This window comes from Pseudomonas sp. VE 267-6A, from assembly GCF_024126555.1.
Classification (GTDB): Bacteria; Pseudomonadota; Gammaproteobacteria; order Pseudomonadales; family Pseudomonadaceae; genus Aquipseudomonas; species Aquipseudomonas palmensis.
This window is the reverse complement of record NZ_JAMYBY010000014.1, coordinates 103,378-120,053: the sequence shown is the minus strand read 5'-3', so window position 1 is coordinate 120,053 and position 16,676 is coordinate 103,378. Positions and strand designations below refer to the sequence as shown.

Genomic DNA, 16,676 nt, shown 5'->3' with positions numbered 1-16,676 from the left:
TGCGGCCGGTGACCTATGACATAGGCGGTTGCACGGGCGGCAGACCGAACCTTTGTCACGCAAAGTTCATGTGATCGGTGGCGTTCTGAAACGCAAAAGCCGGTAACGGCGCGAGCCGTTACCGACGTGGTACAGCGACAGGCGTCGACGCGGCTTAGGCCGGGCGGCCCTGGGTGTTGCACACGCTGAGGTTGTTCACGCCCAGTGCGCCGGACTGGTTGGCGAACTGCAGGCGAACGGCGTTTTTCCAGGCTGAGCTCAACGGGATCAGCTTCTGCGCGATGATGGCCGCATCGTTGTTGGTGGTGGCGCCGTAATGACGGTTCAGGAAGGCGACGACGGCGGTGCCGTCTGCGGCGTCCTTGTAGCACTGACCGAAGATCAGGTTGGTGTAGGCAACGATGGAGTAGCCGGTGGCCGGGTTGGCCAGCACCGGGGCCCAGTTCTGCGGAATCGCGCGTGCGGCGGCGGTGGCCGGTGGCGCGGCGTTGGCCAGTGCAGTCTGCACGTTGCCGACGGTTGGCAGCAGGTTGTTGACGCGGGCGACCTTGGCGTTGTTGGTGGCATCCACGTCTTCAGGGCCTACATAGCCGATGGCGTCTTCGGTGCCGTACACCGAGGTCACGATATCGCCGCTCAGGGCAACACCCTGGAACGTGGCAGGCTCTGCACCGACCTGAGCGGTGGTGAAGGTGCTGCTGACGCCGAACTGGGTCGGGCACTGGCTGTTCAGGTGACGGGTGAAGATCTCGGAGGTGCCGCTGCTGCCGCTGCGGTAGAACACCTTGATGGCCTTGTTCGGGTAGCTGGCGTCGATCTGGTTCCAGTTGCTGATCGAACCCGAGAAGATCCCGCACAGCTGGGCGCTGGTCAGGTTCAGGTCGTTGACGGCAGTGCCGTTGGCCAGCTTGAGGTTGTACGGGATGGTGACCGAGGTGGCTGCCGACGGCACCTGGATCAGCGGGCCCCACTTGTTGGCGACGTCGTTGCCGGCGCTGTTGTGGTCCAGGTTGTAGGTGTTGATTTCCGCATCGGAAAGGATCGAGTCGCTGCCTGCGAAATCGACGGTCACACCGGCGGGCTTGTTGATATCGGCGGCACGGTTGAACAGGAAAGCCGACTTGCCTTTACCGCTGCCAACACCGGTGTAGGTGTCGAAACCGGCGCCCAGTACGCCTGGGGTGGTGTACAGGCCTTGTGGCAGGGTGGCACCGCCACCGACAACCGCTGCCATCGATTGAGCCGAAGCCAGTGCGGCAATAGCCAGCGAGGCTGCGATCATAGTGCGCTTAAACATGAAGAAGCTCCTTTCGTCGTGTTCGTACGTTGAGGTGAGTCGCGCTTGCATGTCACGGTGGCGTGGCGCAGCGCCTTGATCCAGAGGGCTTGCTGGCCGATCCACGAGGCTTAGGTTGGCAGTGCGCGGTGACAGTCAGAGGAAAAAACATCGGGAGCTTGGCGGGTAATTTCTCGGGTGTTTTCAAGGCCACAGTGCGGTCCTTCGCCGGCAAGGCCGGCTCCTACAGGGGTTGGTGTGATCCTGTAGGAGCCGGCCTTGCCGGCGAAGGCGTCAGCCGCAACACCGCAGCAACCTCCCGGATTCACCACCCGGCCGACTCGGGTGTTCACCCCGCGCAAGAAACAATTCACTGCACCAGCTGGTTGATCTCGATGATCGGCAGCAGCACCGCCATCACGATCAGCAGCACCACCGCACCCATCACCACGATCATCAGCGGCTCCAGCAATGCGGTCATGCCCATCGCTCGGCGCTCGATGTCCTTGGCCAGGCTCTGCGCCGCGCGGTCGAGCATCGGCGGCAGGTTGCCGGTCTTCTCGCCGCTGGCGATCAGGTGGATCAGCAAGGGCGGGAACACCTTCTCCACCGCCAGCGCCGACGCCAGCCCCACGCCTTCGCGCACCCGCGCCGTGGCCTCGCTCACGCACTGGTCGAGGCGGTCGTTGGCCAGGGTCTGGCGCGCCGCCTCCAGGGCCCGCAGCAACGGCACCCCGGCACTGCCCAGAATCGCCAGGGTCGAGGCGAAGCGTGCGGTGTTCAGGCCCAGCACGAAGCGCCCCAGCAACGGCAGGCGCAGCACCCGGCTGTGCCAGGCCAGGCGTGCCGACGCGCCGCGCAGGTACACACGCCAGCCCCATGCCCCGGCCACCAGCACGATGAAACACAGCCAGCCCCAGGCCCGGATGAAGTCGCTGGCGTTGAGCATCGCCAGGGTCAGCCCCGGCAGGTCCTGGCGCGCCTGGGTGAAGGCGCTGACCACCTGCGGCACCACGTAGCTGAGCAGAAAGATCACGATGCCGATCGACACCAGCCCGACCACGCCGGGGTAGATGAACGCGGTGAGGATCTTGCCGCGCAGGGTGTTGCGGTCTTCGATGTAGTCGGCCAGGCGCTCCATCACCTGGGCCAGGTCGCCGGACTCCTCCCCCGCCGCGATCAGTGCGCGGTAGATCTCGGGAAAGTCCCGCGGGCGCGCCGCCAGTGCGTCGGCCAGGCGCATGCCGCTGCGCACGTCGCCGCGCACCGCGCCCAGCACCTGGGCAATGTGCTTGCGTTCGGCCTGCTCCAGGGTCGCGCTCAGGGCGCCCTCCAGCGGCAGCCCGGCGGCCAGCAGGCTGGCCAGCTGGCGCGTGGTCCAGGCCAGGTCCGCATCCGACAGCTTGCTGGCGAACAACCCGCCGCCGGCACTGGCGGCAGGCTCCGGCTCGACCTGCAAGGCGCTCAGGCCCAGCCCGCGCAATTGCCCGATCACCGCCGCCGGGCTGTCGGCCTCCAGCTGGCCACGGCTGATGCGCCCCTGGGCATCGGCGGCTTCATAACGGTATCGGCTCATCAGGCGTCCCGGGTCACACGCAGGATTTCTTCCACGGCGGTACTGCCGCTGTCGACCCAGCGCTGGCCGTCCTCGCGCATGCTCAGCATGCCGGCCTGGCGCGCTGCGGCGCGCAGGGCCTGTTCGTCGGCGCCCTGGTGGATCAGGCCGCGAATCGGGTCATCGATGCAGAACAGCTCGTGGATCCCGGTACGCCCGCTGTAGCCGGTGTGGTTGCAGTTGGCGCAGCCATGGGGGCGAAACTGGCCGGGGGCATTCGGGTCGGGCTGACGGCAGTGCGGGCACAGCCGCCGTACCAGGCGCTGGGCCAGCACGCCGAGCAGCGCCGAGGCCAGCAGAAAGGGTTCCACGCCCATGTCGAGCAGGCGGTTGACCGCCGACACCGCGTCGTTGGTGTGCAGCGTGGCCAGCACCAGGTGCCCGGTGAGCGAGGCCTGCACCGCGATCTGCGCAGTCTCCAGGTCGCGGATCTCGCCGATCATGATGATGTCCGGGTCCTGGCGCAGGATCGCGCGCAGGGCCACGGCAAAGGTCATGTCGATGCGCGCATTCACCTGGATCTGGCTGATACCCGGCAGGTCGTATTCCACCGGGTCCTCGACGGTGAGGATGTTGCTGACGCTGGCATCGAGCCGCGCCAGCGCCGCGTACAGGCTGGTGGTCTTGCCGCTGCCGGTGGGCCCGGTGACCAGCACGATGCCGTGGGGCTGGCGAATCAGCACGTCCAGGCGGGCCAGCAGCGCCGGGGCCATGCCCAGGGTTTCCAGTTGCAGACGCCCGGCCTGCTTGTCCAGCAGGCGCATCACCACCCGCTCGCCATGCCCGGTGGGCACGGTGGACACACGGATATCGATGGGCCGGCCAGCCACGCGCAGGGCGATGCGCCCGTCCTGGGGCAGGCGCTTTTCGGCGATGTCCAGCTGCGCCATGATCTTGATCCGCGACACCAGCGCCGCGTGCAGCGCCTTGCGCGGCGAGACCACGTCGCGCAGGGTGCCGTCGACCCGGTAGCGCACCACCGAGTGGGTCTCGAAGGGTTCGATGTGGATGTCGCTGGCCTCGTCGCCGGCAGCCTGGGTCAGCAGCGCGTTGATCATGCGGATCACCGGCGCGCCGTCCTGGGTGTCGAGCAGGTCGGTGATCTCGGGCATGTCCTGCATCAGGCGGTCGAGGTCGACGTCGTTCTCGGCCGCGCCGACCGCCGCTGCGGCGCCGCCGTTGTCGCTGTAGGCGCTGGTCAGCAGGCGGTCGAGCTCGTCTTCGCTGACCTGCTCGGCGGCCTGCTCGCCGAACTGGCGGCGCACCTCGCCCAGCGCCCAGGCCGGGGTCGAGGGGCACAGGCGCAGCGGCGCGGCGTGCTCGCCGGCCAGCAGCACCACGCGCTGGGCCTTGGCCCAGGCGTACGGCAGGCGGCTCACCGGGCGACCCCGACTTCATCCAGCGGCACGGCGCGGATCGCCGCACGCGGGGTGTCGATGGCCGCGCCCGCGCGCGGTACGCCCTGCTCGGCGCTGGGCAGCAGCGGCATCTGCGCGTCCGGCAGCGCCCAGGAATGGGCCGGCTTGAGCCCGCCCTGGGCACGGCGGATGAAATCGTAGCGGTTGAGGGTGATGCTGCGCCCCACCTCGGCATCGCGAATGATGTAGGGGCGCAGGAACACCATCAGGTTGGTCTTGCTGGTGGCGCGGCGCTCGTTGCGAAACAGCACGCCCACCCCCGGCAGGCTGGAAAGAAACGGAATGCCGTCGTTGGCCTGGGTGTAGCCGTCCTGCAGCAGGCCGCCGAGCACCATGATCTGGCCGTCGTCGAGCAGGATGCTGGTGTCGATGGCACGCTTGTTGGTGACCGTGCCGGCGGCACTGGAGGCGCGTTCGTCGACGCTGCTGACCTCCTGGTAGATGTCGAGCTTGACCGTGCCGCCTTCGGAGATCTGCGGGCGCACGTTGAGCTTGAGCCCCACCTCTTCGCGCTGGATGGTCTGGAACGGGTTGTTGCTGGTGCCGCCGCCATCGGTGACGTACTGGCCGCTGACAAAGGGGATGGTCTGGCCGACGAAGATGCTCGCCGCCTCGTTGTCCAGGGTCAGCAGGTTGGGCGTGGACAGCACGTTGCTGCCGCCCTTGCTGGTCAGGGCGCGGGCCAGCACCTTGAGGTCGAGCACCTCGCCGATGCCGGGGATGTTCACCGTGCCGTCCACCACGCCCACGCTCAGGCCGGGGGGCAGCGCGTCGATGCTGTTCCTGGCACCGCGATTGAACCCGGCACCGCCCAGGTTGGCGCCGCCGAACACGCCGTTCTTGCCCAGGTTGCCGGCCTGCCACTGGATGCCGAATTCGTTGGCGTCGTCTTCGCTGACCTCGACGATCAGGCTTTCGATCACCACCTGGGCGCGGCGCTGGTCGAGCAGGTCGATCACCTCGCGCAGGTTGCGGTACAGCGGGTCGGGTGCCGAAATCAGCAGGGTGTTGGTGGTGGCGTCGGCCTGGATGGTCACCCCGCCGGCGGAAAACGCGGTGTTCTGCTCGCTGCCCTGCGAACCGTTGCCATAGGCGTTGCCGGCCTGGCCGAGGCTGGCCCCGTAGGTGGCGGCTGGCGGGGTGGCGCTGGTGGTCTGCGCGGTGTTCGCCGCCGCGCCGCTGCCGTTCTGCTTGCCTGCCAGCAGGCCACCGCCACTGAGCCTGGCGCGGGCGTCGTCACCGCTGCTGCTGTCGCTCTCGCCGGTGAGCAGCCCGCGCAGGGCCTGGGCCAGCTTGCCGGCCTGGGCGTTGCGCAGGTACACCACGTGCAGGTTGCTGGGGTTGTTCTGTGCGTTGTCGAGCTTGTAGATCAGGTCGCGGGCCAGTTGCGTGCGCTCGGGGCTGCCGGCGCGGATCACCACGCTGTTGGAGCGCGGGTCGCCGATCACGCTGATCTTCTGGGTGGGGTCGTTGCCCTGGGTTTCGAGCAGCTCCGAGACCATGGCCGCGATGTCGCTGGCGATGCCGTTCTGGATCGCCACCACGTCGGTGTCGATGGCGCTGGGGATGTCGATGCTGTCGAGCAGCCGGGCCACACGCTCGAGGTTCTCGGCATAGTCGGTGACTACCACGGTGTTGTTGCCGGGGTAGGCGTTGATCGGGTTGTTGGGCGACACGATGGGGCGCAGCACCGGGATCACGTTGACCGCGTTCTCGTACTGCAGGCGGAAGGTGCGGGTGAGCATGCCGGTGCCGGCATCCTTGCTGTTGATCGGCCCGCCCAGCAGCTTGGCGTCGGCCTCGGGCACCACCTGGCTGACGCCACCCACGTCGACCACGCTGAAGCCCTGCATGCGCAGGGCCGCCAGCAGCATGGCGTAGGCACGTGTGGCCGGCACCTCGCCTTCGGACACCAGGGTCAGCTGGCCCTTGACCCGCGGGTCGACCAGAAACTGGCGCCCGGTGGCCCGCGACAGGGCGCGCACCACGGCCTGGATGTCGGCGTCGACGAAGTTCAGCTGCACCGGCTGGTCGCCCAGCGGGTTGCCCGGTGCGGCACTGGCGCTGCCATCGCTGTGGGGCCTGGCGCGGTGGGCGGGGGCACGCGGGGTCGGGCGCTGTGGCTCGACCCGCGCCTGCAGGCCGTGGCGTTCCAGGCTGGTCGGCCCGGGCTGCACGTTGGCCAGCGGTCGGCCCAGCTCGCTGCTGGCCAGTGGCTGCGCAGGCTGCTGGCTGCAACCGGCCAGGGCCAGTGCCAGTACCAGGGGAGCCAGACCGGCCAGTCGGCGCGGCAGTTGGGTGCACATCATGACGATTCCTTAGCGCCTTGCGCCTGGTCCAAGCGAACGATTCCGGAGAACGACGCCGTGGCCGAGGGGTCGGCCAGCGGGTCGCGTTGCAGGCGGCTGTGCACCACCGTCAGGCCCAGTTGTGCGGGGGCCTGCAGCAGCCAGGCGGTGGCGGCCTCGGCGGGGGCCTGGGCAAGATCGAGCTGCCAGCCGCCCTCCACCGCCTGAAGCTGGTAATGGCCGCTGAGCCCGGCGTGCTCCAGGCTCTGGCGCAGGGCCGGCGCCTGTTGCGCGGCGCCCGGCAGTGAGGGGGCGTGGGCAAGCAGGCCGTCGAGGGTCTGCGCCTGGCTGCGCAGCCTGGGCGTTTCGGCCTCCCAGTGGGCGATGCGCGCCAGTGCCGGCTGCACCAGCACCAGCCACCACAGCGTGGTGCCCAGCAGCAGTGCGGTCAGGGCCACGGCGCGGCGCTCGCGCGCACTCAGGCCGTGCCACCAGGGGCGCAGGCGGCGCAGGGGGTGCCGTGCCTTACTCAACATTGGCCACCTCCTCGCCCGTGGCGGTCGCCGGGCGCAGGGTCCAGCCGTGGTCGCTGCTGCTGGCCTCGATGCCCTGTGCCGCCAGCCGGGTTTGCCAGGCGTTGTCGGCCGGGGGCCGTGCGGCGCCGGGCAGTGGCTGCAGGTCGAGCACGCCGTCGTGGTAGGTCAGTTGCTCGACTGCGCCGGCCAGAAACGGCATGGCGCTGCCGGCGGCCTGCAGCAGGTGGTTGAAGGGTGCGACCGCGCCATTGTCGCCGGCGGCGAGCTGCTGGCGTACCTGTTGCAGCGGGTTGAGGATCACCTGCAACTGCGGGTAGGCAGCGCGTACCTGCTGGTGCATGTGCTGGCGCAGTTGCTGGCCGGTGTCGGCCAGCCGCGCGGCGTAGAGGTTCAGGCCCAGGGTCCAGATCATGGCGGCGCTGGCGCACAGGGCGAGTGCCCGTGGCCAGCCGTGCTGTGCGGCGCCAGGGGCGCGCAGGCCGCTGTGCAGGCTCGCCACCGGGCATGCGCCGGCCCTTGCCGGGGTCGGGTACAGGCCCCGGGGTTTGAGGCCGGCATTCGACAGCCACTGCGCCAGGCCCTGCAATGCCGCCTGCCCCAGCCATGCCACCGCCACCTTCCCGTCCGCTGCCCGTGGCCCGTGGGCGATATGCACGGCGCGCACATCGCCCAGTATCAGGCCCTGCGCCGCGCACTGCACCGCCGCCCCCAGGCGCGCCGCCGGCAACGGCGGCAGTACCAGCTCGGTGCACAGGCTGTCGTCCGGGTGCAGCCACGCCAGCACCTCGCGGCCCCGCGCCAGGCTCTTGAGCTGCGCCTGCGCCGCCTCGCCCTCGGCCTCGGTCCGGCCCTGGCGGTCCAGTTGCCGATAGCCGACCCGCGCCCCGTCCTCAAGCGCCGCCAGCCGCGGCAATGCCATGTGCAGTTGTGCCTTCATGCGCCCACCCGTGCCCAGACAACCTGTGCCAGGGGCGCCTGCCCGCGCAGCAGCAGCGCCTCCAGGCGCACCTCGCGCGAGCCGCTGCGGGCCACGCCGTGCAGGCGGAACCAGTCGCTGGTAATGCCCACCGGCACGCTTTCGAGCACCACGTGGGGCATCTGCAGGCGGTTGACGAAATCCCCGCGGTTGACGAACCAGCGCCCGCCGTCGCGCTCGGCGATCAGCTGGCGCGCCTTGTCTACGCTCAAGCCCGGCACCTGCGCCGCCAGCACCTCGGCCGACGCGGTGTTGCCATTGATCCAGGTGTTGGCCGGCAGCACCGTGGCCACTCGGCGCAGGCGCGCCAGCCCTTCGGCATCCAGCCCCGGCACGGCCAGCTGGTCGAGGCTGCGCAGCATCGGCCGGCGTGCCGGCACCGGGCGCGAGGCGGCACCCGGCGAGGTTGCGCGGCCACTGTCGAAGCCGTGCACCGCCTCGGCCACGGGCGCCTGCCGGCGCGGGTAGCCGTCGATCACCCGCGCCGCGATCGCCTGCGCCACCGGCGCGGCCAGGCCGATCAGTGCACACAGGCGCTCGAAGGTGGCCAGGGCCTGCGCGTCGGGTTGCTCTTCGACCACCAGGTTGCGCAGGTTGAACTTGCCCTGCTCGTCTTCCAGCCGGCCCTGAAACACCGCGCCGTGCTCGCCCACCGGCAGGCCGGCGATGGGGCGCGCCCAGCCCTGGTCGAGGCGTACCAGCGGGTCGACGCGGCGCTGCTCGGCCAGTACCTCACGGCTCCAGGCCAGGCCCGCCTGCAGCACGCCCTGCCCCTGGGCACGCTGCTGCAGGCTTTCCAGCTCACGGGTGAATACGCTCTGGCGGCTGATCATGCCCGCTGCGATCACCGCCACCACGGCGGCTATCAGCAAGGCACTGATGATCGCCATTCCGCGTTGCTGCGCGGACGGTCTCATCACGGCGCCTACAGCTGCCAGGAGCCGATATCGGCGTTCACGCCGTCGCCGTCAGGCTCGCCATCGGCGCCCAGCGAGAACACGTCGATCTCGCCGTTGGCACCGGGGTTGAGGTAGTGGTAGGGACGGCCCCAGGGGTCGTTGGGCAGGCGCTCCAGGTAGGCGCGCCAGGTGCCGGGCTTGGCCGAGGCGGGTTTTTCCACCAGTACCTTGAGGCCCTGGGCGGCGCTGGGGTAGCTGCCGTTGTCCAGGCGGTAGAGCTTGAGCGCCTGCATCAGCCCGGCGATGTCCTGGCGGGCGGCGGTGGCACGCGCCTGGTCGGGGCGGTCGAGCACCTTGGGCACCACCATCGCTGCCAGGATCCCGAGGATGACCACCACCACCATGATCTCGATCAGGGTGAAACCGCGTTGGCGACGGGGGGCAGAACGGCGTGGGCAGGTAAGCGACATCTCGGCATTCCTTGGCGGGATTCGGGGGCCGATTGTGGCAAGGGCATATGTCAGTGGTATTGAAAATCCTCGGGAGTTCCGGTCGCCAATCGGTCAGACAGACCCCCTAGGATGCAGCTTTGCCCACACCGAGATGCCCATGCGCAGACGCCGCCCGCAACAGGCCGGTTTTACCCTGATCGAAGTGCTGGTGGCGCTGGCCATCGTGGCCGTGGCGATGGCCGCTGCAGTGCGCGCGGCCGGGCTGATGACCCAGGGCAATGGCCTGCTGCGCGACAAGTCGCTGGCCCTGCTCTCGGCCCAGGCGCGCCTTGCCGAACTGCGCCTGGAAGGCCAGGCAACCCCGGGCCTGCGCCGCTTGGAGTGCGACCAGGGGCGCCTGCGCCTGCGCTGCGAGCAGCAGGTCGACAGCCGCCCCGGTGGGCTGCTGCAGGTGCGCCTGGAGGTGTTCGAGCGTGACCGTGAAGGCCCGCCGCTGGCGCGCCTGGAGAGCTGGCTGGGCCAGGCGCCTAGGGCCGAATGAGGCGCGGCAGCGCAGGGCCTTCGGGCAGTCGGGCGATGCCGATGCGGCTGCGCTCCCCGGCGCGCTCGATCACCAGCGCATCGGCTTCTATGGCCACCAGTTGCACCCCCTGCGCCAGTTGCTCGCCCACCCGCACGGCCTGTGGCGCGCCGCCGTTGAGCGAGACGATGGCCACCGCACCGGCACTGCCGGCCAGCAGCCCGCTGAGGCTGATGTCGACCTGCGCCGGCAGGTTGGCGAACCACTGCCCGGCGGCGGCCGGGGGTGCCGATAGGGTCTGCTCCATGGCAGCCGGCACCGGTTGGGGGGGGGGCGCCCAGAGCAACGTGCCCCAGGTCGCGAGCCCGGCCAGCGCCGCGAGCAGCGCCGCGCCCTGGACCAGTTGCGGGGCAGCCACGGGTTTGAATGCTAGTGCCATGGGGAACGGTCTCCGTGTGGTTCCTGGCCCGAGCATACGCGCCGATTCTCACGCTTTTGTTTCACACGACGATCATCTTCGCCGTGCACGCTGTCACCAGCCAAGGAGGCATCGCCCCATGCAACGCAGCCATCCACAACAGGGCTTTACCCTGATCGAACTGATGGTGGTGCTGGTGATCGTCGGCATCGCCAGCGCCGCCATCAGCCTGAACATCCGCCCCGACCCGGCCAGGGCGCTGCGCGAAGACGCCGAGCGCCTGGCGCAATTGCTGCTGGTGGCCCAGAGCGAGGTGCAGGCCGATGGCCGCGCCCTGGTCTGGCAGGCCGACCGCGACGGCTACCGTTTTGTGCGGGCCGGCGCGGCGCTGGACGGCGACCCGCTGCTGCGCCCGCGCCCCTGGCAGGCCGCGCCGGTGACGGTGCAGCGCACCCCGCAGCGGGCCGTGCGCATCGACCCGGAATGGATCGGCGAGCCGCTGACCCTGCGCCTGGTCAGCGGCCAGCAGCAGATCGAAGTGCGCCGCGATGCCGCCGGCCGTGTCGAGGTGCACCAGCCATGAGGCGCCACCCGCAAGGCGGGTTCACCCTGATCGAGGTGATGGTGGCGATCCTGTTGATGGCCATCGTCAGCCTGGTGGCCTGGCGCGGGCTGGACAGCGTCAGCCGCGCCGACCGCCACGTCAAGGACAGCACCGAACAGGCCCGCGCCCTGTTGCGGGTGTTCAACCAGCTGGAGCGCGACCTGGCCCTGCGTGCCAGCAGCGAACTGGCCGAGCCGGTGCTGGCGGGCATGGACCCGCCCAGCGAAAAACCGCTGCCTGCGGTGCGGGTGCAGGCCAGCGACGGGCGCCCGGCGCGCCTGGAGCTGATTCGCAGCAGCGCCGCCGACGACGGCCTGATACGCGTGCGCTGGTGGTTGCAGGGTGGCACGCTGTACCGCGCCGCGGCGCCGGCACGCGACCGCTTCCCGCTACCGGCGCCTGCCGGCCGGGTGGCGGTACTGGAGGATGTGGCTGAATTCAACCTGCGGGTGTGGGAGCCGGGCAAGGGCTGGCGGCACCTGACCGGCGAGGCCCGGGACGATCCGCCGGGGCTCGAGATCGAACTGCTGCGCCAGAGCGCGCAGGGCCCGCAGCGTTACCGCCAGGTACTGGGGCCGCTCAACTGAGCAGCACCACGCCACCGGGCAGTTCGGTGCAGCGTGCGCCGTAGGCGTCGCGGATCAGCTGCGCCACCCCTGGCAGCTGCGCCAGGCTGAAGCGCGCCTGCACCTTGCGTCGCCCCAGGCTGGGGTTGAGCAGCACCAGCATGCCGGGGCGGTAGCGGTTGATTTCGTCGATCACCTGGCTCAGCGGCGCGTCATGGAACACCAGCCGCTGCTCGCGCCAGGCCATTACCTGTTCGGCATCGAACGGCTGCGCGCTGCCGGCGCTGCGGGCGTCGTAACGCAGCTGCTGGCCGGCGGGCACGGGCAAGCTGCGGCCCTGCCAGAGAATCTGCACCTGGCCCTGCAGGCAGGTGACGCACACGGCCGAATCGGTGTGGCGCACATTGAAGCGCCCGGCCTGGGCCGACACCCAGGCCTGCCCGGCCTGCACCTGCACCGGGGCCTGGGCCAGCACCTCGACCTCGCCTTCGAGCAGGGCGATCGCTTCGCCGCTGCGGTTGATGCGGGTCTGGGTGTTGAGCTCCAGCGCGATGCCCTGGGTCAGGTCGATGCGCCGCTGCTCGCCGACGCCGGTGTGAAAGTCTGCCGCTGGCGTGCCGAGCCCGTCCACCAGGTTGCTGCGCAGCAGCACGAAGGCTGCCGAGGCCGCCAGCGCGCCGCCCAGGAACGCACGGCGCCCCAGGGTACGCAGGGGCACCACGCGCTCGGCCTGGCGCGCCGCCGGCTCCAACTGCTGCCACAGCTGGCGGGCCTGCTCGAAGGCCTGGGCGTGCGCCGGGCTCTGTGCGCACCACTGGCGCAGGGCGCGTGCGTCGGCGACGGTGGCGCGCCCTGAGGTAAGCAGCAGCAACCAGTCCTGGGCCTGGCTGTGCAGGCTGGGTTCAGCCGAAGTCTGGGGTGTCATGGTCTGAGGGGCCTGCATCAAAATGGCGCTGTGTATTGTTCAAGACGGTTTTCCCGCACCGGGACCGAACCGCTGGAACACTTTTCTTTCCAGCCGCGTGGCGCAGTAACCCAGTGCGGCCTTGAGCTCCTTCTCGACCATGCGCGTGGAGATGCCGAAGCGCTGGGCGATTTCCAGGTGCGAGGCTTCCTCCAGGCGCGCGGCAATGAAGATACGCCGGCGCCGTGCCGGCAGTTCGTAGAGTGCGCCGAGCAGGCACTGGATTTCCTGCTGGCCGCCGACAATGCGCGCCGGGTCCTGGTCTTCGGCCACCTGCAGCAGGTCTTCGACCTCGGCGCCGGTGAGCAGCCGGGCGTCGGCCTGGCGCCGGTCGGCGGCGATGTTCAGGGCCATGCGGTAGAGGTAGGCGTTGGGCTTGTGCAGCGCGTGGGTGGCCTGCATGCGGTCGACCCGCAGGTAGGTTTCCTGGAGCACGTCGCAGGCCAGGTCGTCCGAACCCAGGCGGCGTTTGAGGCGCACCTTGAACTCGTCGTAAGAGGTCAGGAACAACGTGACCAGAGGTGTATTCATACTGCCTAGCCTCCATGCGATTAAGGGCAGTCCATGCGTGTATCGGGCAACAGCAGCAGCGTCACCGGTTGCGCCAGCGCCGAGGGCGGTGGCCGCTCCAGGCGCAGGGCGCGCAGGCTTTCGACCAGCGCGCTGTCACGCCGGTGATCGCCGGTGGAGGCCAGCAGGCGGCTCTGGGCCAGCACCCCGCGGGCGTCGATCCATACCTGCACGGCGGCCCGGTAATGGCCTGGGCGTGCCAGCGCGCTGGCACACAGCGCCTGTTCCACGGCGCGTTGCAGCGTGCGCGCATAATTGCCGGCCGCGCCGCCCCCGCCTGGGGCACGCGGGTTAGGCGCGGCTGCCGGCAGTGCCACGCGCTGCACGGTGAAGGCCTCGGCGCCGCTGTAGCGGGCCATCAGCCCGGTGCCTTCGAGCAGCCTGCGCAGGCCGTCGCGGGCGCTGAACGCGCCGCTCAGCGGCATCGAGCGCTGGCGTGCGGTCAGCTCCCGGTCCACCAGCACCGCCATGCCGCTCTGCTGGCCGAAGGCGTGCAGCGCCTCGTCCAGTGGCTGGGCCGGTATGTCGAAACGGATCGGGCCTGCGCCGTGCACCGGCATCGCCAGCACGGCCAACAGCAGCACGGCGATTCTGGCAAGGCAGTGGCGCAAACCGGTGTCTCCCCCGAAAGTCGCCATCGTGGGGCCTGTGTATGAATCTGATGTGACAGCGGTAGGCAAAAAACCTTAACGATGTGGGAAGTCGCCTGGGGCTAGACTGGGGGAAACCGCTTCAGGGAGGGCATGGACATGGGCTGTCGAATCGCGGGGTTGTGGCTGGTTGCCGGTCTGCTGAGTGGCCTGTCGAGTGGCGTGGTGCAGGCGGGTCAGGACGAGGGTTGCATCGACGTGCAGGTGGGCCAGGCGCGGGCGCTGGCGTACGACTGCCTGACGCGCCAGTTGCAGAACGGCAATGGGCAGCGCGCGGCGCAGGCCAACCGCAAGGCGATGGAGGTGGATGTGAGCCGGCGCGCGCCGAACCAGCTGGGGTTGTTCAACCAGTCGGCCACGGGGCAGCGCATGGGCAATGCGTTCGGGGTGTCGGTTCGGCCGCAGCGGCCGGGGCCGTGATCGGCGCAGTTGCATTCCTGCAGGCCATGGTTCGTTGCAACCAATGTAGGAGCCGGCGTTGCCGGCGAAGCGCCGCGCGGGCGGCGCTCGGTTTTGGGAGCACCGGTGGATTCAAGACAGGCACCTTCCAGCCCGAATGAATTTCAAGGCTGATGATTGAAGGGGTGAGCGAGAAAACCAGCCAGGAATTGCGGTGGCCGACTAGAGCCAACCGATGCCCTTGCAGCGCTCTCAGGATCGAGCGCCGCAAGCGCGGCGCTTCGCCGGCAAGGCCGGCTCCTACACGGGGCGGTATTGCCAGCCTCGGTGTGTTCGACACCCGATTGCAGTGAATCCACCTGACATCAGACTTGTCGCCCCTACCGCCCCCGCGGCAAGCAGATGCGAAACTGCGCCCCCCCCAACGCCGACTGCCCCACCGTCAGGGTGCCACCCTGCCCCTCGATCACCCGACGGCTGATCGCCAACCCCAGGCCAAACCCGCCCGTGGCACGGTCACGACTGCGATCCAGGCGGTAGAACGGCTGGAAGATGCGCTCGCGCTCCTCCTGCGGAATGCCGATGCCGTCATCCTCGACGGTCAGCACGCACGCGCCCTTGGCATCCACGCTCAGGCGCAGCAGGATGCGCTGCCCGCAATAACGCATGGCGTTGCGGATCAGGTTCTGCACCGCCCGCGCCGTCAACCGCGGGTCCAGCACAAAGCGCGGCAGATCCGGCTCGGCACGCACCTCCAGGCTCACCCCGCGCCCATCCAGCTCTTCGGCATAGCTGCCCAGGATGCTGTCGACGAACTCGGGCAGCGCCACCTCCACCCGCTCGCCACCCTGGCCATTCTGCAAGCGGTTGTACGACAGCAGCTCAAGCACAAGCGCATCCAGCTCGCGCACGTGCCCCACCAGTTCCAGCAGGCGCTTGCGACTGGCCGGGGGCATTTCGTCGTACAGCAGCACCAGGCCGAAATCCAGGCGGGTCAGCGGCGTGCGCAGCTCATGCGACACCGCATTGAGCAACTCGCGCTGCTGGGTCAGCAGGCATTCGATATCCGCCGCCATGGTGTCGAACACCTTGGCCAACGCGCCGATGTTCGAGCGTGGCGAGATCAGCGTGCGCTCCGCCAGGTTGCCTTCGCCCAGGCGCTGCGCCGTGGCCTTGAGCCGCTGCAGGTCACGCCAGTGCGGGCGCACCCAGAACAGCAGGCAGCCCAGCAGCGCCGCACCGATCAGCACGGTGATGCCCCACGACAGCAGGTAGATGTCCGCCGGGTCCGGCGGGTTGCGCAGCACCACCATCCACTCGCTGTCCAGCGGCGCCAGGGCGGTTTCGTAATAGCCCCACTCCCCCAGGCGCACCACGTACTGGCCGGCCTGCAGGTGCGCCTGCTCCTCGGCGTTCAGGTCCAGGTCGGCGCGCCGGCGCAGCTCGATGCTGAGGGGGGCGAAATCGGTATTCAGCGCCTCGGCCACCTGGGGCCAGCTGTCGCGGTGCTTGAGGTGGAACTGGTTGACGATCAGGCGCTGCACGCCCCGCGCCTGGTCCTGGTTGTAGGCGATGTAGCGGTCATGGAACACATGCAGGATGAGTTCGGGGATCAGGAAGATCGACCCGGCATACGCGACGATGGTCACCAGATACAGGCGTACCAGAATTTTCAGCATGGCCGTGGCCGCTCCTCAGAATTCCCACTCGACTCGGCTGAACAGGTAGCCCTTGCCCCACACCGTCTTGATCTTGCGCGCCTCGCCGGCGCTGTCGTCGAACTTGCGCCGCAGCTTGGATATGGCCACGTCCACCGAGCGGTCGGTGCCGTTGAACTCGATGCCGCGCAACTGCTGCAGGATGCAGTCGCGGCTGAGCACGCTGCCGGCATTGCGCGCCAGCACCACCAGCAGGTTGAACTCGCCGCTGGACAACTCCACCGTCTGGTCGCGCCACAGCACGGTGCGTTCGGCCAGGTCAATGCGCAGCCCGCCGATCACGATCAGGTCGCTCTCGAGATGCGGCTCGTTGATGCTGCTGCGCCGCAGCAGGGTCCGCACCCGCGCCAGCAGCACGCGCGGCTCGCACGGCTTGCTGACGTAGTCGTCGGCGCCCATCTCCAGGCCCAGCACCTGGTCGTGGCTGTCGTCGCGGGCGGTGAGCATGAGGATCGGCAGCAGCAGCGATTCGGCGCGCAGTTGCCGGCACACCTGCAGGCCGTCCAGGCCCGGCAGCATCAGGTCGAGTATCACCAGGTCGGGTTTGCTGCGCCGCGCCTCTTCCAGCACGTGGTCCCCCCGCGCAATCACGCTGACGCTGAAACCATTGCGTTGCAGGTAGCTGGCGATCAGTTCGCTCAAGGCGCAGTCGTCTTCGACCAGAAGGATAGTGGGCATGGGTAGTTTGAAAGGCCGGGAAAGTCAGGCAGGATATAGCGCTTATTCGCAGGTCGCGAAATTCTTCACACTTTTTCACACTCGCCCTACATAGCTTAACAACTGCCTGTAGCGCGGCTGCCTTAGCAT

18 protein-coding genes are annotated in these 16,676 nt (G+C 69.2%); 4 read left to right on the top strand and 14 right to left on the bottom strand.

Going from position 1 to position 16,676, the window contains the following annotated elements; translation table 11 throughout:
* Positions 1 to 154: 154 nt before the first annotated feature.
* The 8 genes from NJH59_RS17730 to gspG all read right to left on the bottom strand — a co-directional run bounded on the left by NJH59_RS17730 (position 155) and on the right by gspG (position 9,478).
* Complete coding sequence (locus NJH59_RS17730; RefSeq protein ID WP_253087094.1) at positions 155 to 1,297, bottom strand: substrate-binding domain-containing protein; 1,143 nt, start codon at positions 1,295 to 1,297, stop codon at positions 155 to 157.
* Positions 1,298 to 1,646: 349 nt separating this feature from the next.
* Positions 1,647 to 2,852, bottom strand: a complete 1,206-nt coding sequence (gene gspF / locus NJH59_RS17725; protein ID WP_054916085.1) for a type II secretion system inner membrane protein GspF — start codon at positions 2,850 to 2,852, stop codon at positions 1,647 to 1,649.
* Positions 2,852 to 4,270: a type II secretion system ATPase GspE gene (gspE, locus tag NJH59_RS17720; protein WP_058541159.1), complete on the bottom strand. Its 1,419-nt coding sequence runs from the start codon at positions 4,268 to 4,270 to the stop codon at positions 2,852 to 2,854. Before gspE ends, gspF begins: the two co-directional genes overlap by 1 nt.
* Positions 4,267 to 6,618, bottom strand: coding sequence for a type II secretion system secretin GspD (gene gspD, locus NJH59_RS17715; protein ID WP_253087093.1), 2,352 nt, complete (start codon positions 6,616 to 6,618; stop codon positions 4,267 to 4,269). The genes gspE and gspD overlap by 4 nt, the downstream gene beginning before the upstream one ends.
* A complete protein-coding gene (gene gspM, locus NJH59_RS17710) occupies positions 6,615 to 7,133 on the bottom strand; it encodes a type II secretion system protein GspM (RefSeq protein WP_104573128.1) in 519 nt (172 codons plus the stop codon). The genes gspD and gspM overlap by 4 nt, the downstream gene beginning before the upstream one ends.
* The gene (gene gspL / locus NJH59_RS17705; RefSeq protein WP_104573031.1) at positions 7,123 to 8,070 is read right to left on the bottom strand and encodes a type II secretion system protein GspL; all 948 of its coding nucleotides are present in this window, start codon (positions 8,068 to 8,070) and stop codon (positions 7,123 to 7,125) included. Before gspL ends, gspM begins: the two co-directional genes overlap by 11 nt.
* Complete coding sequence (gspK, locus tag NJH59_RS17700) at positions 8,067 to 9,026, bottom strand: type II secretion system minor pseudopilin GspK (protein ID WP_240619902.1); 960 nt, start codon at positions 9,024 to 9,026, stop codon at positions 8,067 to 8,069. Before gspK ends, gspL begins: the two co-directional genes overlap by 4 nt.
* Positions 9,027 to 9,034: 8 nt before the next feature.
* Positions 9,035 to 9,478, bottom strand: a complete 444-nt coding sequence (gspG, locus tag NJH59_RS17695; protein WP_054916090.1) for a type II secretion system major pseudopilin GspG — start codon at positions 9,476 to 9,478, stop codon at positions 9,035 to 9,037.
* 139 nt (positions 9,479 to 9,617) lie between these two features.
* Between gspG and gspI the strand changes: the two genes are divergently transcribed.
* Complete coding sequence (gspI, locus tag NJH59_RS17690) at positions 9,618 to 10,001, top strand: type II secretion system minor pseudopilin GspI (RefSeq protein WP_058541165.1); 384 nt, start codon at positions 9,618 to 9,620, stop codon at positions 9,999 to 10,001.
* On the opposite strand, the gene NJH59_RS17685 is transcribed toward gspI, so the two are convergent.
* A complete protein-coding gene (locus NJH59_RS17685; RefSeq protein WP_058541166.1) occupies positions 9,988 to 10,419 on the bottom strand; it encodes a type II secretion system protein N in 432 nt (143 codons plus the stop codon). The two genes, gspI and NJH59_RS17685, sit on opposite strands and share 14 nt — an antisense overlap.
* A 118-nt stretch (positions 10,420 to 10,537) precedes the next feature.
* Between NJH59_RS17685 and NJH59_RS17680 the strand changes: the two genes are divergently transcribed.
* A complete protein-coding gene (locus tag NJH59_RS17680) occupies positions 10,538 to 10,981 on the top strand; it encodes a GspH/FimT family pseudopilin (RefSeq protein ID WP_236177498.1) in 444 nt (147 codons plus the stop codon).
* Positions 10,978 to 11,589, top strand: coding sequence for a prepilin-type N-terminal cleavage/methylation domain-containing protein (locus NJH59_RS17675; protein ID WP_213605799.1), 612 nt, complete (start codon positions 10,978 to 10,980; stop codon positions 11,587 to 11,589). The genes NJH59_RS17680 and NJH59_RS17675 overlap by 4 nt, the downstream gene beginning before the upstream one ends.
* On the opposite strand, the gene NJH59_RS17670 is transcribed toward NJH59_RS17675, so the two are convergent.
* The 3 genes from NJH59_RS17670 to NJH59_RS17660 are packed head-to-tail and all read right to left on the bottom strand — an operon-like array spanning position 11,582 to position 13,713.
* Positions 11,582 to 12,493: a DUF4880 domain-containing protein gene (locus tag NJH59_RS17670; protein ID WP_196932333.1), complete on the bottom strand. Its 912-nt coding sequence runs from the start codon at positions 12,491 to 12,493 to the stop codon at positions 11,582 to 11,584. The two genes, NJH59_RS17675 and NJH59_RS17670, sit on opposite strands and share 8 nt — an antisense overlap.
* Before the next feature lie 39 nt (positions 12,494 to 12,532).
* Complete coding sequence (locus NJH59_RS17665) at positions 12,533 to 13,063, bottom strand: sigma-70 family RNA polymerase sigma factor (protein WP_043860351.1); 531 nt, start codon at positions 13,061 to 13,063, stop codon at positions 12,533 to 12,535.
* A gap of 20 nt (positions 13,064 to 13,083) precedes the next feature.
* Positions 13,084 to 13,713 (bottom strand): STN domain-containing protein, encoded by a 630-nt coding sequence (locus NJH59_RS17660; protein WP_253087092.1) that lies wholly within the window; start codon positions 13,711 to 13,713, stop codon positions 13,084 to 13,086.
* Between the two features lie 138 nt (positions 13,714 to 13,851).
* On the opposite strand from NJH59_RS17660, the gene NJH59_RS17655 reads away from it, so the two are divergent.
* The gene (locus NJH59_RS17655) at positions 13,852 to 14,172 is read left to right on the top strand and encodes a hypothetical protein (protein ID WP_054916095.1); all 321 of its coding nucleotides are present in this window, start codon (positions 13,852 to 13,854) and stop codon (positions 14,170 to 14,172) included.
* A 359-nt stretch (positions 14,173 to 14,531) separates the two neighbouring features.
* On the opposite strand, the gene NJH59_RS17650 is transcribed toward NJH59_RS17655, so the two are convergent.
* Entirely contained in the window at positions 14,532 to 15,830 is a 1,299-nt protein-coding gene (locus NJH59_RS17650; RefSeq protein WP_054916096.1) for an ATP-binding protein, read from the bottom strand.
* Between the two features lie 15 nt (positions 15,831 to 15,845).
* The gene (locus NJH59_RS17645) at positions 15,846 to 16,547 is read right to left on the bottom strand and encodes a response regulator transcription factor (protein WP_043859689.1); all 702 of its coding nucleotides are present in this window, start codon (positions 16,545 to 16,547) and stop codon (positions 15,846 to 15,848) included.
* Positions 16,548 to 16,676: the final 129 nt, after the last annotated feature.

Bases quoted from the DNA above. Each gene is read 5' to 3' on its own strand.
- NJH59_RS17730 (WP_253087094.1), bottom strand. From the start codon at position 1,297: ATGTTTAAGCGCACTATGATCGCAGCCTCGCTGGCTATTGCCGCACTG.
- gspF (WP_054916085.1), bottom strand. From the start codon at position 2,852: ATGAGCCGATACCGTTATGAAGCCGCCGATGCCCAGGGGCGCATCAGC.
- gspD (WP_253087093.1), bottom strand. From the start codon at position 6,618: ATGATGTGCACCCAACTGCCGCGCCGACTGGCCGGTCTGGCTCCCCTG.
- gspM (WP_104573128.1), bottom strand. From the start codon at position 7,133: ATGTTGAGTAAGGCACGGCACCCCCTGCGCCGCCTGCGCCCCTGGTGG.
- gspL (WP_104573031.1), bottom strand. From the start codon at position 8,070: ATGAAGGCACAACTGCACATGGCATTGCCGCGGCTGGCGGCGCTTGAG.
- gspK (WP_240619902.1), bottom strand. From the start codon at position 9,026: ATGAGACCGTCCGCGCAGCAACGCGGAATGGCGATCATCAGTGCCTTG.
- gspG (WP_054916090.1), bottom strand. From the start codon at position 9,478: ATGTCGCTTACCTGCCCACGCCGTTCTGCCCCCCGTCGCCAACGCGGT.
- gspI (WP_058541165.1), top strand. From the start codon at position 9,618: ATGCGCAGACGCCGCCCGCAACAGGCCGGTTTTACCCTGATCGAAGTG.
- NJH59_RS17685 (WP_058541166.1), bottom strand. From the start codon at position 10,419: ATGGCACTAGCATTCAAACCCGTGGCTGCCCCGCAACTGGTCCAGGGC.
- NJH59_RS17680 (WP_236177498.1), top strand. From the start codon at position 10,538: ATGCAACGCAGCCATCCACAACAGGGCTTTACCCTGATCGAACTGATG.
- NJH59_RS17675 (WP_213605799.1), top strand. From the start codon at position 10,978: ATGAGGCGCCACCCGCAAGGCGGGTTCACCCTGATCGAGGTGATGGTG.
- NJH59_RS17670 (WP_196932333.1), bottom strand. From the start codon at position 12,493: ATGACACCCCAGACTTCGGCTGAACCCAGCCTGCACAGCCAGGCCCAG.
- NJH59_RS17665 (WP_043860351.1), bottom strand. From the start codon at position 13,063: ATGAATACACCTCTGGTCACGTTGTTCCTGACCTCTTACGACGAGTTC.
- NJH59_RS17655 (WP_054916095.1), top strand. From the start codon at position 13,852: ATGGGCTGTCGAATCGCGGGGTTGTGGCTGGTTGCCGGTCTGCTGAGT.
- NJH59_RS17650 (WP_054916096.1), bottom strand. From the start codon at position 15,830: ATGCTGAAAATTCTGGTACGCCTGTATCTGGTGACCATCGTCGCGTAT.
- NJH59_RS17645 (WP_043859689.1), bottom strand. From the start codon at position 16,547: ATGCCCACTATCCTTCTGGTCGAAGACGACTGCGCCTTGAGCGAACTG.